Raw genomic sequence first — 16,374 nt, 5'->3', positions numbered from 1 at the left:
GCACTTATAAAATTTCGGAAGCCCTGGCAGACAAGTCGGCCGGGGCTTCTTCATCATGAATGGAGCGATGGTTTGTGGGACATCAACTAGCGAACGGACGATTGGAAGTCGAAATAGCGAAAGTCGGACGTTATCAAGGCACGCGTTTTGACCGCACGGGTTTCATCACCCAGGTGAAATTGACCGAGAGCGGCCATACCTTCTGTGTTCATGAGTTTGCGGAAGGGTTTAACCCGCAGGCCGGGTCCGGGTTATGCAACGAGTTCGGACTCCATGAAGGGATGGGGTACGCGGAGGCCAAAGTTGGAGATTGGTTTCCTAAATTAGGGGTGGGCCTTCTTAAACGGGTCAGCGAGGCCCCGTATAACTTTCAGTATGCGTATCCGGTGGAGCCTTTCGATGTGGATGTCATTTCGGGTGACTCGAACATCTCCTATACGGTTCGTTCCAGGAGCATAAACGGCTATGCAGCAAGACTGGTGAAGAAGATCTCGATTGAAGATACCGTATTAACGATAGATTACGAGCTTATTAACGAAGGAAGCCGAAGCATCGATACGGAGGAGTATGTCCATAATTTCATAGGGATCAACGAGGAAGCGGTAGGACCCGAGTATAAGCTGAAGCTGCCGGTTCCTGTCCGGTTTACGGAGGTCGAATCTGACTATACCTCGGATTTGCTGTCTGTCCAGGATAACGAGATAGGCTGGACCGCCAGACCGCATAAGCCCTTCTATGGAAGAATGAAAGGCTTCAACGGCAGCGATTATCCATATTCATGGGAGCTGACGCACAGTGCCCGCAGGGCGGGGGTAAGGGAGATCAGCGATTTTCCGGTTGCGCATATGGCCCTGTGGGGGACCAGACACGTTATTTCGCCGGAAGTGTTTGTTCGATTAAGCCTGGCACCCGGAGAAAAGAGATCCTGGAGCAGAAAGTACCAATTCTTCTGCTGGTAACCGGAACAATTTAATGTGAATAATTACACTTGAAGGTCTATGGGATTGTTGCTATGATTAGCGTTAATTAGCATTCATAGTAGAGAAAGGGTGGAGAGTCTTTTGAGCAAGAGAGCATACAATTTTAACGCAGGGCCTGCTGCATTGCCGCTTGAAGTGTTGGAGCGCGCCCAGGCCGAATTCGTCAATTACGGAAATACCGGCATGTCGATTATGGAAATGTCTCATCGCGGCGCCGTTTATGAAGCCGTTCATAACGAAGCGCAGGAGCGCCTGCTGTCCCTGCTGGGGAATCCATCCGGTTACAAGGTATTATTCATCCAGGGCGGCGCAAGCACACAATTCGCCATGATTCCGATGAACTTCCTGGGTCAAGGCCAGGTTGCGAACTACGTGATGACGGGAAGCTGGGCGGACAAGGCTATTAAAGAAGCCAAGCTGATCGGAGATACCCATGTGGCGGCATCTTCCGAAGAGAGCAAATACATGACTCTGCCCCGCATTCAAGACATTAAGCTGTCGGACAATGCAGCTTATCTCCATCTGACTTCCAATGAAACCATTGAAGGCACCCAGTTTAAGGAATTCCCGGATACCGGTTCCGTTCCGCTCATCGGTGATATGTCAAGCGATATTCTCAGCCGTCCATTCGATATGAACCAATTCGCCATGGTGTATGCGGGTGCACAGAAGAACCTTGGACCATCCGGCGTGGCGGTCGTGATCGTCAGAGAGGACATGATTACAGATTCTCCTAAACATCTGCCGACTATGCTTCGTTACAATACGTATTTGAAAAATAACTCGCTGTACAACACGCCGCCTTCTTTCGGCATTTACATGATCAACGAAGTGCTGAAGTGGATTGAGGAGAAGGGCGGCCTCCAAGGTGTTCAAGAATTGAATCGCAAAAAAGCGGCTCTGATCTATGATGCCATCGACAGCAGCGAAGGCTTCTACCGCGGCTGCGTGGACGCAGAAGTGCGTTCCGATATGAACATTACGTTCCGTCTTGCCTCCGAGGAGCTGGAGAAGGAATTCGTGAAGGCTTCGGAGCAAGCAGGCTTTGTCGGCCTCAAGGGCCACCGCAGCGTCGGCGGCTTGCGGGCTTCCGCATATAATGCCGTTCCTTATGAGAGCGCTCAGGCCCTCGTGGAATTCATGCAGGAGTTCAAGAACAGCCACAGCTAATTTCATGCAAGCTCAGACGACGATAACCTTCCGCCATGCTGGCGGAAGGTTATTTCTGGATATCCCGGGAATTCGGAAGGGAATCGGTTATAATAAGAATAAAAATAAACAGAAGAAAAGGTGGACTTATCAACATGGCATTACACATCGTACTAGTCGAACCGGAAATTCCAGCCAATACGGGCAATATCGCCAGAACCTGTGCCGCCACGGGCACGCATCTGCATCTGGTCCGTCCACTCGGCTTTAATACAGACGACAAGACATTGAAACGGGCCGGACTGGATTACTGGTACGCCGTACATATTGAATATCACGATTCCTTTGAGGAATTGCAGGCGCTCTATCCGGAAGGGCGTTATTTCTACGCTACGACGAAGGCTACCAAGCGTTACATGGACATCGAATATCAGGATGGGGATTTTTTGGTGTTCGGCAAAGAAACCAAGGGATTGCCTCCGGAACTGCTGGCCGCAAATGCCGAGCATTGCATCCGCATGCCGATGACGGATAAGGTCCGTTCGTTGAATCTGTCCAACTCCGCGGCGATTATGGTATATGAGGCACTACGCCAGCTGGATTTCCCGGGTATGGAATAAGAACAGCTGAAAAATCGCGCATTTTTGGGGAAAATCATCCAGTATACCTAGTTGATGTTGAAAAAAACTAAGAAATTCTTAACATCCAGCAGGATTCGACAACTTTTTATCGAACTATTATACTAGGCCCTTGTTATCAGTTCTGGAACTGTGGTGTCAGAAATCACTTGTTGAAAATGAAAGAGGTGTACAATCGTTATGAAACCTGCTGGTGTTGTCCGTAAAGTTGATCAGCTGGGAAGAATCGTTCTGCCTAAGTCTCTGCGCAAGAGATATCAAATGAACGAGGGGGATCCCGTAGAAATCCTTGTACAGGGGGACCATATTATATTGGAGCGCTATCGTCCGAAATGCGTCTTCTGTGGCTCCATGGACGGCGTAAGCGAGTTTAAGGAGCGCTATATCTGTTCGCAATGCATGTCCGAAATGCAGCAGCTTCCTAAACATGCCTAATGTCCTTATATGTGAACGATGAAATTCCTTTTGAGCATCGCTGATGAGCGGTGCCTTTTTTGTCCGAGAAAAAAATAAAACTCCCCCGATAAACGAGGGAGTCGCCTTACAGGCCTTTGGTTTTGTCATCATTGTATGCCGCGGTCCAAATGCCAACCATATAAAGGGCGAATACGAGCATGACGATCCAAAATGTTAATGAGAACGACATTCATGCCACCTCCTGCTAAGCTAACTTTATTATAACCACCTTGGGCCAAAAAATAAACGAGAATATGAGTGCCGACTCTATCATTTGAAAAACAAGAAGTGCGTGGGTACCGGCCGCAGACTGCCGTCCGACGGCTTGTTCACGACGCGTCCGTTCAGAACAAGGGATGCGGAACCGCCGCCATCCAGGTTATAGGCGTCGATCACGCCCATTTTTTTCAGTTTGGTTTGCAGCTCTTGCAGCGTGGCTCCCGATTTTCCCTTCTCATCATATCCTTCGGTAACGAGGATGAGCAGCTGATCGTCCTTGTAATTGCCGATGACCGTGCGTGGTGCCCGGCCGGGAGTCGTTTTCCATTTGTCGGGGATCGTCGTTTTCCTGCCGTTTTGGAGCAGCACCGGCACAAAGGTGGCCCCGAACATCGGATCGAGCCGGTCAAGGTCGCTCTGGCTGTAGAACTTGCCGCCGATCAGTTTGCCGGATTTGCTCAGGCCGACAAAGGCCAGATCCTTAAAGCTCGGTTGAAATCCCGAGACGTATTTGCCATCGTAAAAGGTCGTGCTCAGCGGATGTCTGCCCCCGTTCCCGTCAGCGTATCCGCCGGCATTAATCCCCGCAACGGCGCCATGCCGGCTTACGGCGCGCATCGTGGTTTCGACGGATCCGGGTCTGCCGCTTTCGCTGCCGAGCGACATCTTCATTGCGGAAGGATCCTTCAGTTTAACCTTCATCGCATAACCGTGATAGGTGCCCGGATTGATCTTGTACAATTCGATTCGAATCCGGTCGCTGTTGACCGTCTCGATCGGGACACCCAGTTTGGCTGTGATCCGGCGATTATAGATTTGCTCCGGCCGCGCGGCTTGTGATTCCGCTGTATGCAGAATGGTTCCTACCGTAGCGGTCGTCTGCCGATAGAGCTTGGCCGTTTTTTCAATGGAGGATATCGTCTGTTCTGCTGAGACTGCAGCTTGATCCAGATCCTGCTTGATCATGGCGGACTGTTCCGATATGCTGCCCGACGGTATGTACTCTGCGGTTTCGTGCGACAGGCGCGGCGGCTCGGTGATTAACCACATGCACAGCAGCATCCCGATAAATGGTGCAATGGCAAGCATAAACGTACGGTTTAACTGTTTGGGACGGATATACTTCAGTTTTCTCACTTCAGCAGCTCCATCTTGCGTTCCAGCTCTTTCAGCTGTTTCTCGACTTGGCTCAATTGACTGTACAGCTTGTTGCTGTTGTCCGTCTTGCCGCTTGCCTGATCCTTGGTAAAGGTCAGCAGCTCATTAAACGACTGAACCTTGCTCTGCATCTCGTCCATTTCCTGAACCAGCTCGTTAAACCTTTGGTCGTACTCCGCTTTGAATGCCGCCATCTCCTGGCGCGTATCCTGCTGCAGCTGCACCACGACTTGCTCTTTCAGATGATTGCTATATAGGTAGGCTGCGGTGGTACCCAGCCCGATCAGCACAATCCAAAATACCCAGAACCATTTGGCGGATGGCCCCTTTTGATGCACTTCCTCACGGGATTTATAGGGGGTATTGTTTTCCGGCTCCAACATTGGCATTTCATCACCCCTCAAAATCTATCATTTTTTCCAGGTATCATTCTATCATGTCAGGATTACTTTCGCAAAGACGAACCAATAGCACTTGTTTTTATGAAAAAGAGATTGCTTAGAAAGTTAGAGTGGGATACAATCTGTATAGATTTGATTATCAATTAGGATACATATAAGACATTCGCCATGCATGCCGTCATAATCCCTGCGCCTATAGGATTAATTAACCTTTTTTCTATGCGAATAACGGCCGGAATTTGCGTCTGTCCATATCTGCAAACAACGGGAATTCGCAATGACGGTAACGCAAGGAATTGACGGCGCTTACTTACTTAATAGAGATGCTAGGGAGCCAAGTTTGTTGATACAGGAGGTCTATTAGAAAATGAATCAGGTTTGGCGGGTAGTTATCGTCGGAAGTCAACCTACAAGCATGCTGGGAACGAAATTGATTTTGGAAGAGCAGCAGGATCTGCTCGTTGAGGGAATGACATCCTCGGGCTCGGAAGGGCTTCGAATGGTCGAGGATTTGCTTCCTGACTTGGTACTATTGGATTATCATTTATCGGATCATACGTCCGAAGCGGTGTTGGAGCAGATGAAGCTGCTGTCACCGAAGACCCATGTCGTCATTATGACCGATAATGACGGGCTTCCCTTGCTCCAGTCTTTGATCAGTCGCGGCGCAAGCGGCCTGTTGTCCAAGCAGGCATCCACTTTCCAGCTCATACATATGATTACCGGACTTCGGGAGGGCGTTGCCTCGCTGCCGCTCGACTGGGTAAGGCAAGGCATCTGGCCGCTGACGGCCTCTGCGATGAACGAAGGCGGGCTCCAGCTCTCCGAGACGGAGGCTTTTATAATGGAACGGATCGTCCAAGGCATTACGTACGACAAAATCGCCATGGAAATTCAGGTAAGCCGCCGCTCGATCGACAACTACCTTCGCAAAATATACGTGAAGCTCGGGGTTTCCACCCGTGCGCAGGCCATCGAGAAGTATGCCCTGTACACCCGCCAAGGCAGGCAAATTTATGCCTAATGCAGAATTAAGGTTATAATATATAAATATCAGGAATACCTTTTAGAGGTTATATAAGAGGCTCCTGAATACAAAACCGAGGTTTTGATAACGGTTAGAGGGGGGACTTCCATGCAGTATTCCTTTGCTTCCCGTGCACAGACCCTTTTGTCATCCCCGCTGCGCGATATCAGGGAACTTGCGAAGCGGGATTCTTTTATTTCCTTGGCTGAAGAGCTGCCGGCCGAAGAGTTATTCCCTTTGCATTCTCTGGCGGAGGCGGCGACATCGGTGCTGTCCGAGGACCCGCTGGCCCTGCAGTACGGTGAGGCGGAAGGCTATGGGCCGCTCCGCGAGTGGCTGAGCGAGGACTTCTCCCGGCGGAAAGGCCTGAGCGTCCAGCCCCAGCATATTTTGCTGACGACAGGCACCCAGCAGGCCATCGATTTGCTGGTCAGGGTGTACGTGGATCCTGGGGATCCGGTGCTGGTGGAGAATCCGACCTCCCCGGGACTGCTTCAGGTGCTGCGTCTTCAAGGTGCCGTCATCGTTCCTGTGGAGGGAGATCATGACGGGATGCTGCCCGAGCATCTGGAGGCCATGATCCGGCAGCATAAGCCGAAACTGCTTATGGCTGCGCCTAATTTTACCAATCCGACCGGCGTCATGTGGAGTTTGGAACGGCGTCAGCAGGTGCTGAAGCTATGCGTCTCGCATGGGCTTCTTGTCGTGGAGGATGATTCATACGGCGACCTTCATTTCGCGGATGCCAAGAATCCGAAGCCCCGCATTCCTTCCATCTTCTCGCTCGAAGAGCCGCAGGGAGGACATGTTCTGTATGTGGGCTCATTCAGCAAAACCGTAGCCCCCGCGCTTCGAACGGGATGGGCCGCCGGGAGCCGGCGATTGATCGAGATGATGACGGCCGTGAAGCAGATGGCCGACTGGCAATCCAGCATGCTCAACCAGCGGATGCTGCACCATCTGCTGGAATCGAAGCATTTTAAGCTGGAGGATCATATCGACATGCTCAACCGGGAATATGCAACGAGGCTCAAGCTGATGGTGGAGCTGCTGAAACGCAGCGCATGGAAGGATTCGAGGTACGCGGTACCGCCCGGCGGGATGTTTCTCTGGGTGCAGCTGCCCCCAGGCTTGGACGGGGAAGCGCTCCTGAGGGCGGCCTTGCTGAAGGGAGCGGCATTCCTTCCGGGCTCGATGTGCTCGGCGGCAGATCGAACCAGGGAGTGCATCCGGCTGAATTTTACGCATCCCGGGCGGGATGAGCTGCTGCTCGGCATGAATCTTATCAGCGAAGCCGTGATGGAATTTACGGCCCGGAATTAGACATGGAAGATTCCTTTTACGAACGCGTTGAACATAGCAAAGCTGCGGATCGAGCCAGGCTCATAGGCTCAATCCGCAGCTTTTTTTCATGGGCGGATTTGTATGGGTTTCAAGATCCGGCCTATATTCAGTCATTATGATTTCAATACGGTGGCATAGTCTGCCAAGGCCTGCACGCCTGCCGGCGTCAGCACGTAGCGTCCGCGGCTCACCCGGCGGAACCAGCCGTAGTAGTTGCGCTGCAGAATGTCTGCCGCCGAACCCACGCCGCTCCGATCCCGCACAGCCGCGGGAGAAATGCCGGGCGGCACAGCAGGGACAGCTTTTTCTTGGAGCTCAAGCCCATCGGGGGCCGGTTCGTGTATGCTGCGCTGTTCCGCTTCCGCTGCATTCATGGCAGCAGCAACCCGCAGCGTTTTCTCGCGGTAAGCCGTCACCAGCTTGGCCCTCGTCACCCCGCCCGTGTTGTAATCGCCGCTGCGCTCCCGAAACTCGTACAGCAGGCGTTCCTTGCGCCTAATGGCGGTGCGGCCCTTCTGGACGGCTATCTCCGGCTCGCAGAGCACTTCGACGAAGGGCGCCTTGGTTTTGTAGAAGGTGACCGTGATGAGCCCCAATCCCAGTCGTCCGCAAAGCCCCGTCAGTTCGGACCAGCGCTGGTTGACCGCTCCTTTCTTCGCCCGGCTCTTCTCGACGGCCAGGTATACGTACGGGGTCAGCTTCAGCCGCTCAATGCCCTGGAGCAGAAGGGCCAGATTGAACGTTTTTTTCAGCTCCACGATCAGCGGTTCATCGGCACCGTCTTTCATGCCGACCAGATCGCAATTCCGTACCTCGCCTTTGACTTCATATCCGTTTAATTCAAAAAAGGCCTTCAGGGGAGCGTACAGCTCGGCTTCATGCTTTATCGCCATGATGACTCTCCTTTTAATCGAAAGTTGCTAATGTTACGTCAATGTAATTTCAGTATAGCATGGGGACTGCTTTCGCGGCGTACCCGAGTGTAGAATGAACCGGTGGTTAGATAAAAAAGCATACGCGTGACTTCGAAAATAAGGTCAACTATTCCAAGCAAGCCGCATAGGTATGTAATACACTTTTTCGATAATGGAATGTTTTCTAATGACGCTGTGGAATGGAAGCCAATCCCCATAAACAGACTCATAGGAGGTAGCGATATGGATATTTTCGAACGCATAGCATCGTATCGGGCAGAAGGCGACCGTTTGGCGTGGAGCGGCACATTCAGGGAATACATTGAAATACTTAAGAAGGATCCCTCTCCAGCCATGACGGCCCATGCCCGTGTATATGACATGATCGAATCCTACGGTTTCGAAGAGAGCGGGGGCCAGAAAAAATATAAGTTTTTTGAGCAGGAAATCTTCGGCCTTGACCGGGCTGTCGAGAAACTCGTGGAGGAGTACTTCCATTCGGCAGCCCGCAGGCTCGATGTACGCAAACGCATACTGCTGCTTATGGGACCTGTCAGCGGCGGCAAATCCACGCTTGTCACGATGCTGAAGCGCGGCCTCGAGAAGCATTCCCGTACCGACCGCGGAGCGGTATACGCGATCGCCGGCTGCCCGATGCAGGAAGAGCCGCTGCATTTGATTCCGACGGAGCTAAGACCGGAGATCGAGAAGGAGCTCGGCGTCCGAATCGAGGGGAATTTGTGCCCGGCCTGCCAGCTACGCCTTAAAACCGAGTACGGCGGTGATATCGAAAAGGTTGAAGTTGAACGGATATTAATCTCCGAGGAGAACCGGGTCGGCATCGGCACGTTCAGTCCGTCGGATCCCAAGTCGCAGGATATTGCCGATTTGACCGGCAGCATCGATTTCTCCACCATCACGGAATACGGCTCCGAATCGGATCCGCGCGCCTACCGGTTCGACGGCGAGTTAAACAAAGCGAACCGCGGTTTGATGGAATTCCAGGAGATGCTGAAATGCGACGAAAAATTTCTATGGAACTTGCTCTCCCTGACCCAGGAAGGGAACTTTAAAGCGGGCCGGTTCGCGCTGATAAGCGCGGATGAACTGATCGTGGCCCATACCAACGAATCCGAGTATAAGGCGTTCATTGCCAATAAGAAAAACGAGGCTCTGCAATCCAGGATGATTGTCATGCCGATCCCGTATAATCTGCGTGTCAGCGACGAGGAGAAGATCTACTCGAAGCTGATCGGCCAAAGCGATATGAAGCATATCCATATCGCGCCGCACGCGCTTCGTTCTGCCGCGATATTCTCCGTCTTGACGCGTTTGAAGGAAACGAAGAAGCAGGGCATGGATCTGATCAAGAAGATGCGCATGTACGACGGGGTGGAGGTTGAAGGGTATAAGGAAGCGGACCTGAAGGAGATGCAGAACGAATATCTGGAGGAAGGCATGTCCGGCATCGATCCGCGTTATGTCATCAACCGGATATCCAGTGCTTTGATTAAGCAGGATCTTCAGTGCATTAACGCGCTGGATATGCTGCGGGCGATCAAGGATGGGCTGGATCAGCATGCGTCCATTGCCAAGGAGGAACGGGAACGCTACCTGAATTTCATTGCCGCCGCTCGCAAGGAGTATGACGATCTGGCCAAGAAGGAAGTCCAGAAGGCTTTTGTGTATTCCTTCGAGGAGTCCGCCAAGACGCTGTTCGAGAATTATTTGGATAACATCGAAGCGTTCTGCAACTGGACCAAAATCCGCGATCCGTTGACCGACGAGGAGATGGATCCGGACGAAAGATTAATGCGCTCGATCGAGGAGCAGATCGGCGTCTCGGAGAACGCGAAGAAGGCGTTCCGGGAGGAAATCATGATTCGTATCTCGGCTTATTCCCGCAAGGGCAAAAAGTTCGAGTACCACAATCATGAGCGCCTTCGGGAAGCGATTGAGAAGAAGCTGTTCACGGACCTCAAGGACATCGTCAAAATTACGACCTCGACCAAAACGCCGGATGCCGTGCAGTTGAAACGGATCAACGAGGTAAGCTCCAGGCTGATCGAGGAGCATGGGTACTGCCCGGTATGCGCCAATGAGCTGCTGCGTTACGTGGGCAGCCTGTTAAACCGGTAAGACCGAATAAGGAATAGCATAAGCGGAAAGTCTGGAGAAGCCGCCCGTGGAATCGGGTGGCTTCTCCTCGTTTGGAGGGGATTGCCCGATTGGATGTGCAAATCTACACACAATTAGGACTTTGGGATTATGCCGAGGTGGTAAATATAGGCTATAATGGACCCTAAGTACTTGAACCTGTGATATGGATCACCTATTTAGGAGTGGATTTTTCGAAATGATTGATGTTTCCCCGAAAAGACGCCAGCAGTTGGAGTATATCGGATTGGACGAGCAAGGATTGGAGCTTCTCGCAAATCATCGTGAGGTATTTGCGAAGGTGGTTGAAGAGGTCGTGGACCGGTTTTACGCGCAGATCGGAACGCAGCCGCAGCTGATGCAGATTATCGGGCGCACCTCGACCGTGGAACGGCTTAAGGAAACCCAGCGGGTGTATTGGATGTCGCTTGCCGCAGGAAGAGTGGACGATGCTTATATTGCCGAACGGATTAAGATCGGACAAGTTCACTCCAGAATCGGCCTGACCACGGACTATTATCTTGGAAGCTACATGGTTTATTTGGATATTGCCGCCGATTTACTGAAGAAGCTCGTACCGGATCAATGGATTCAAGTGGTGCATGCCCTGAGCAAGATGTTTAACCTGGACTCCCAGCTCGTACTGGAAGCTTACGAAATGAAAGAGAAAGAGAAAATCAGCAACCTGGCTTCGGATCAGCAAAAAATGTTGGAAGCGATTACAACCGCGGTTCAAGAGTTGACGGCAATGATCGTGGAGCTGGATCAGAGCGCGGCGCTGATGGCCGACAACGCCATGAAAACGGCGGAGGCGCAGGATAAGGCGCATACGCTGACTTCCGAGCTGGGCGAAGAAATTTTGCATATCGAGCAGATGGGAAGTTTGATACGGGAAATTTCGGATCAGAGCCACCTGCTTGGCCTGAACGCGGCGATCGAGGCTGCCCATGCCGGGGAGTTAGGCAGAGGCTTCGAGGTGGTTGCCGGCGAAGTGCGGAAGCTGGCCACCAACTCCAAGAAGGCGATGGATGAGATTCAGGACAAGGTCAGCGGCATTATTCGCAAGCTGGGGCTCGTGGAGCAGGAATCGGAGAAAACGTCCATGAACGCGCGTAATCAGGCGGCAAGCTCGCAGGAATTGGCCGCCTTCGTGAAAATGATGGAGAAGCTGGCCGATGATTTGGAATCGCTTCAACACGAATATGATATTCGGAAGCACGATATCGAGATCGACGAAACCTCATCCGAGAAGGTCAGCGTATAACAGGGGTCAAGAAGCGAACGGATGACGTGCCTATATGTAAACGAACAGCAGCACCCGCGAATGAAGCAATCCTACTCATCGCGGGTGCTGCTGTGATATATACCGCTGTTTCACTGCTTCAACCGCCGTTAAATAAACCGTCGATGCAGCTTCTTGCCGTCATAGGAGAACAGAATCGGTTTGCCTTCGATGATGCTGTGCAGATGCACGGGTTTGCCCCAGAGCCGGTAAACATAAGGGATGGTGCGCTCCATATACTTCAGGTCGAGCTCAATGCCCTCGTACAGATGCTTGATCATCAGCTCGCCGGAACGGAGATGATCGCCGTCGGTCACGACGAGAAACGGCGAGCCGCCGTTTACGCGGGAGACGACCAGCTGATCGCGGATGTTCTCCCATGCCTTGTCGGTGATTTTCCACTCCGGGCCTTTTTTCTCAAAGACATAGAGGTCCAGGTCCTCCACGAGATCCTTTGTTAAATAATTGCGCAGGAAGGAAATATCGGAATCGTATTCGCGTACATCAAACATCTTCTCCCGATCCCATCGGCGCTCGATATCCTCGAAGATTTTCAGTCCGAGGTAGTAGGGATTCAGGCTATGGCGCGACGGCTGCACGACCGAGGCGTTGAGCTTGGCGAACTCCACCGTTTCCTCGCTGGTCAGGTCCATTTCCCGCAGGATGCGCTGATGCCAATACGAAGCCCAGCCCTCGTTCATGATTTTGGTTTCCATCTGCGGCCAGAAGTACAGCATTTCCTCGCGCAGCATGCTCATAATGTCCCGCTGCCAATCCTCCAGAATGTCGGAGTGCTCCTGAATGAACCACATGATGTCTTTTTCCGGCTCGGGCGGGAAGCGCTTGGGCGCCGCCGGCAATTTATCGGTTTGTTTGTCGCCGTCTTCGTCCATTTCCCATAAATCGTCATACCGGCCGGGAGGCTTCTGCCGCTTGGCTTCCTCCTTCTGCTCCTGCATCCGCCGTGCCGTGTAGCGCTGTTTATCGAGTTTATCGGGCCTCACGATATGGGGATCCACATGCTCCTGAATCGCCAGCACGGCGTCGATGAACTGCTCAACCGCCTCCGTGCCGTGTTCGATCTCATAGCGGGAGATGCGCTCGGCCGTAGCGGACATGCTCTCGACCATATTGCGGTTGGAGACGGAGAAACGTGCGTTGTTTTTGAAAAAATCGCAGTGTGCAAGGACATGGGCGACAATGAGTTTATTCTGGATCAGGGAGTTGCCGTCCAGGAGAAACGCATAACACGGATTGGAGTTGATCACGAGCTCGTAGATTTTGCTAAGGCCGAAGTCGTACTGCATCTTCATTTTATTGAAGGTTTTACCGAAGCTCCAGTGGCTGAACCGGGTAGGCATGCCGTAGGCGCCGAAGGTGTATATGATGTCTGCCGGGCAGATCTCATATCGCATAGGGTAAAAATCAAGGCCAAAGCCTGTAGCGATCTCGGTAATCTCCGCAATGGAACGTTCCAGTTCCGCGATCTCGTCTTGGTGCACGAGAATCCCCCCTTCGTCATTAAAAACATGGTTCTTATCATTTATATGGAATCCTGCAGCAGATATGCGGGCAGAAGAGGGGGCGCCGGGAATATATACAGGCCTCTGTCAAAATTTGTGCATCATCTCGGTCTGCAGACTTAGTAACCTGCCCGACTATGTAACGGTGACCCCCAGAATGCTTTGCGTTATAATGGGAATAATCCAGCGGTTTGGAAGACTTGCCCATTTATTAACCGATGGATAATAAGATAAGGTCAGGGAGGCAAATGAATGATCGATTTTCCTAAGCCCGATGTGGAGCAATTTTTTCAAACGTATGGCATTCGTACCTTCGGAATCAGTGCAGACGAGTCACGGCTTGTATTCAGCAGCAGTCTAAACGGAAAGTTCAATTTATGGGCCATGGAGTTAGAAGGGGAGACGTCCTACCCTTATCCGCTTACATACAATGACCAGATCGCAAGCTTCATTAAGCTGGACCCGGAAGGGCGGCATATCTTGACGGCGTTTGACCGCGACGGGAATGAGAATTATCAGTTTCATGCGCTGCGCTGGAACGGCGGCGAGCCGATGCCTTTGTTCGAAGGGGCGGACGCGGAGGACAAACATTATTTCGTGCATTTGTCAGAGGACGGCAAGCGACTGTATTACGTCACGTCGAAGGGGAATCCGTCCTACCTGAATTCGCGCGTATATCATCTGGACACCAAGGAGGATCATTTGCTGCATGAGGGCGAGGCGACGTCGACCGAAATGTGTGCCGTGAGTCCCGACGAGAAAACCATCGCGTATACGAAAATGTATGCCAACACCTACTATGTCAGTTACGTGAAGCGAGAGGGCGAAGAGCCGCTGTGCTTGACGCCTACGCCTGAACAGGTGCATATTTCGGGGGATGTGCTGTTTGTCAGCAATGACCAGGTCATTTTTGCAACAGACTATGAATCCGAATTTTCTTATGTGGCCCGTTACGACATCCCGCAGCAGAAGTTTGAACCCCTGTGCCGCATCGATCGGGAGAGCATCCAACTCTTGCGCTTCCATAAGGATTCACGAACCCTGTACATCGTTACGGAAAAAGGGGTAGAGGATCGACTGTATGCCTATTCGCTCGACAGCGGTGAGTTAACCGCCATTCCTCTTCCATCGGACATCGTGGAGCAGCTGAATGTCACGAAGTCCGGCAATCTGTACCTGCTCGCCCGGGGTGCGGTGAAGCCGCTTAACATTTACCGTTATGCAGGCGGCTCATGGAGCACGATCACAAAGAACGTGCTGACAGGGTTGACCGATGAGGACTTGGTGACGCCGGATGTCGTGACGTACCCATCTTTTGACGGGATGGAGATCGAGGCCCTCCTGTTCCGCGCCAAAGACAACGTGGCCAACGGTTATACGGTGTTTTGGCCGCATGGGGGCCCGCAAGCCTCGGAGCGCAAGCAGTTCCGCTCCATGTTCCAGTATATCCTGGCCAAAGGGTATCACATCTTCTGCCCGAACTTCCGGGGAAGCACCGGTTACGGCAGCTCCTTCGTGAAATTGGTGGAGCAGGATTGGGGCGAGGGACCGCGCATGGACTGCTTGGCAGGCATGGATTGGCTGTTCGAGCAAGGGATTTCGAGCCGCGAGAAGCTCTTCGTGATGGGCGGAAGCTACGGCGGTTATATGACCCTGCTGCTGGCGGGCCGGAATCCGGAGTATTTCAAGGCGGCCATCGACATCGTCGGGGTCAGCAACCTGTTTACCTTCTACGATTCGGTGCCGGAACACTGGAAACCAATTATGGAGCGCTGGATAGGCGATCCGGAGCGGGATAAAGAACGCTTCATCAAGGATTCGCCGATTACGTATCTGGATGATATGGTGAACCCGATGCTCATCATCCAGGGAGCCAACGATCCGCGCGTCGTTAAAGAGGAGTCAGACCAAATCGTCGAGGCCTTGAGAGCCAAGGGCCGTGACGTGGAGTATCTTGTGTTCGAAGACGAGGGGCATGGGATTACGAAGAAGGCCAACGAAAAGATCGCTTATGCACGGATGGTCGAATTCCTGAAGCGCAATCATTAAGCGTCGCATAAAAAAGAGGCATGCCCGAGGTCCAAACGGACCCCGAGGCATGCCTCTTCCTTATTGACCCGGATGATCCAGATCCTCTCTAGGATTCCAGAGCTTGATTCCGTCGTCCTCCAGTATGCCCAAGGTCACGTCCGAGATGTTCGGATCCTGGGTCAACAGGGCGTTGATTCTCATTTTGGATTGCCCGGCCTCGGCCAGGGTCATCCCCTTTTTCAGCTCGATGTAGGCTTCCACATGATAATTACGGCCTTCCTGCAGAATACGCAGACGATTGATGTCACGAACATCCGGATCGGCAAGAATGATTCCGGAGATCTTCTCTTCCACGTCCTTCGGAGCGGCCACCCCGATTAAACCGACCATGTTGTCATATCCGACCTTAAAGGCTACGCCCACCATCAGACAGCCGATCAGGATCGTGGCGATTCCGTCCAGGATGAGGAAATTGAAGAAATGCGCGAACACGATGGCGATCAGCGCGAAGAGGGCGCCAAGCGTTGCAACAATATCTTCATAGAACACAAGCCGTGTCGGCGGGGCGGCGCGGCCGGCATTTTTGAAAGCGGCGGGCAGCAAGGAAAGTCCCGATGCTTCGGCGCGGGTTTCCTTCATAATTTCTTTCATGGCTTTAACCAGGATGGAACCGTCAATGATAACAGCAATGACCAGCACAATGAAATTGAGCCAGAAATTCGTGGCTTCTTCCGGATGTTTTAACAGCTTGAAGCCCTTCAGTATCGTTTCATAGGCCATGATGGTGACCACAATCACCGCGACCATGCAGACCAGGTTAATGACCCTGCCGAAGCCGGTGGGGAACTTCTTGGTCGGCTTCCGCTCGGCCAGGACGCTGCCTACGAATACGAATCCCTGATTCACGGCATCGGCCACCGAATGCATGGCGGAGGCAAACATCGTCCCGCTGCCGCTGATGGAAGCAGCAATCCCCTTGATGATGGCCAATCCCGTATTGCCCAGTGCGGCAATGGCGGATGAGGTATTTCCTTTCTTAATGAGCTGCCATGTGTTATTCAATCCAAACCCTCCGTCTATAATGTCGATTTTTAG

14 protein-coding genes are annotated in these 16,374 nt (G+C 52.4%); 9 read left to right on the top strand and 5 right to left on the bottom strand.

From position 1 onward, the window contains the following. Window positions 1–74: 74 nt before the first annotated feature. From HMPREF9412_RS30760 to HMPREF9412_RS30745, 4 genes are all read left to right on the top strand, one after another. Entirely contained in the window at window positions 75–959 is an 885-nt protein-coding gene (locus HMPREF9412_RS30760) for a hypothetical protein (RefSeq protein ID WP_009595818.1), read from the top strand. Window positions 960–1,061: 102 nt separating this feature from the next. Further along, the gene (serC, locus tag HMPREF9412_RS30755) at window positions 1,062–2,150 is read left to right on the top strand and encodes a 3-phosphoserine/phosphohydroxythreonine transaminase (RefSeq protein ID WP_009595700.1); all 1,089 of its coding nucleotides are present in this window, start codon (window positions 1,062–1,064) and stop codon (window positions 2,148–2,150) included. Between the two features lie 134 nt (window positions 2,151–2,284). Next, a complete protein-coding gene (gene trmL / locus HMPREF9412_RS30750; protein ID WP_036659940.1) occupies window positions 2,285–2,749 on the top strand; it encodes a tRNA (uridine(34)/cytosine(34)/5-carboxymethylaminomethyluridine(34)-2'-O)-methyltransferase TrmL in 465 nt (154 codons plus the stop codon). A 198-nt stretch (window positions 2,750–2,947) separates the two neighbouring features. Next, entirely contained in the window at window positions 2,948–3,202 is a 255-nt protein-coding gene (locus HMPREF9412_RS30745; protein WP_009595823.1) for an AbrB/MazE/SpoVT family DNA-binding domain-containing protein, read from the top strand. A 291-nt stretch (window positions 3,203–3,493) separates the two neighbouring features. On the opposite strand, the gene HMPREF9412_RS30740 is transcribed toward HMPREF9412_RS30745, so the two are convergent. Together HMPREF9412_RS30740 and HMPREF9412_RS30735 are read right to left on the bottom strand one after the other, a co-directional pair. Continuing rightward, window positions 3,494–4,579 (bottom strand): phosphodiester glycosidase family protein, encoded by a 1,086-nt coding sequence (locus HMPREF9412_RS30740; RefSeq protein WP_009595765.1) that lies wholly within the window; start codon window positions 4,577–4,579, stop codon window positions 3,494–3,496. Then, on the bottom strand, window positions 4,576–4,983 hold the full coding sequence (locus HMPREF9412_RS30735; RefSeq protein WP_009595774.1) for a hypothetical protein: 408 nt from the start codon (window positions 4,981–4,983) through the stop codon (window positions 4,576–4,578). Before HMPREF9412_RS30735 ends, HMPREF9412_RS30740 begins: the two co-directional genes overlap by 4 nt. A 385-nt stretch (window positions 4,984–5,368) precedes the next feature. On the opposite strand from HMPREF9412_RS30735, the gene HMPREF9412_RS30730 reads away from it, so the two are divergent. Both HMPREF9412_RS30730 and HMPREF9412_RS30725 read left to right on the top strand, forming a co-directional pair. Then, a complete protein-coding gene (locus HMPREF9412_RS30730; RefSeq protein ID WP_009595829.1) occupies window positions 5,369–6,025 on the top strand; it encodes a DNA-binding response regulator in 657 nt (218 codons plus the stop codon). Between the two features lie 111 nt (window positions 6,026–6,136). Further along, window positions 6,137–7,351: an aminotransferase-like domain-containing protein gene (locus HMPREF9412_RS30725; RefSeq protein ID WP_009595722.1), complete on the top strand. Its 1,215-nt coding sequence runs from the start codon at window positions 6,137–6,139 to the stop codon at window positions 7,349–7,351. A 134-nt stretch (window positions 7,352–7,485) separates the two neighbouring features. Here HMPREF9412_RS30725 and HMPREF9412_RS30720 read toward each other — a convergent pair whose 3' ends face one another. Beyond that, window positions 7,486–8,265 carry a DUF2161 family putative PD-(D/E)XK-type phosphodiesterase gene (locus HMPREF9412_RS30720; RefSeq protein WP_009595830.1) on the bottom strand — a complete coding sequence of 260 codons (780 nt, stop codon included), beginning with the start codon at window positions 8,263–8,265 and terminating at the stop codon, window positions 7,486–7,488. A gap of 264 nt (window positions 8,266–8,529) precedes the next feature. Between HMPREF9412_RS30720 and HMPREF9412_RS30715 the strand changes: the two genes are divergently transcribed. Together HMPREF9412_RS30715 and HMPREF9412_RS30710 are read left to right on the top strand one after the other, a co-directional pair. Next, window positions 8,530–10,425, top strand: a complete 1,896-nt coding sequence (locus tag HMPREF9412_RS30715; RefSeq protein ID WP_009595712.1) for a PrkA family serine protein kinase — start codon at window positions 8,530–8,532, stop codon at window positions 10,423–10,425. A 217-nt stretch (window positions 10,426–10,642) separates the two neighbouring features. Continuing rightward, window positions 10,643–11,707, top strand: a complete 1,065-nt coding sequence (locus HMPREF9412_RS30710) for a globin-coupled sensor protein (protein WP_009595763.1) — start codon at window positions 10,643–10,645, stop codon at window positions 11,705–11,707. A gap of 128 nt (window positions 11,708–11,835) precedes the next feature. On the opposite strand, the gene HMPREF9412_RS30705 is transcribed toward HMPREF9412_RS30710, so the two are convergent. Further along, a complete protein-coding gene (locus HMPREF9412_RS30705) occupies window positions 11,836–13,227 on the bottom strand; it encodes a SpoVR family protein (RefSeq protein ID WP_009595786.1) in 1,392 nt (463 codons plus the stop codon). 273 nt (window positions 13,228–13,500) lie between these two features. Between HMPREF9412_RS30705 and HMPREF9412_RS30700 the strand changes: the two genes are divergently transcribed. Next, window positions 13,501–15,297: a S9 family peptidase gene (locus tag HMPREF9412_RS30700; protein WP_009595733.1), complete on the top strand. Its 1,797-nt coding sequence runs from the start codon at window positions 13,501–13,503 to the stop codon at window positions 15,295–15,297. Window positions 15,298–15,357: 60 nt separating this feature from the next. Here the strand turns inward: HMPREF9412_RS30700 and HMPREF9412_RS30695 are convergent, their stop codons facing one another. Then, on the bottom strand, window positions 15,358–16,341 hold the full coding sequence (locus HMPREF9412_RS30695) for a cation diffusion facilitator family transporter (RefSeq protein ID WP_009595726.1): 984 nt from the start codon (window positions 16,339–16,341) through the stop codon (window positions 15,358–15,360). Window positions 16,342–16,374: the final 33 nt, after the last annotated feature.

This window comes from Paenibacillus sp. HGF5 (assembly GCF_000204455.1).
In the GTDB taxonomy this organism is placed as follows: Bacteria; Bacillota; Bacilli; order Paenibacillales; family Paenibacillaceae; genus Paenibacillus_AQ; species Paenibacillus_AQ lautus_A.
This window is presented reverse-complemented; position numbering and strand designations above follow the sequence as displayed.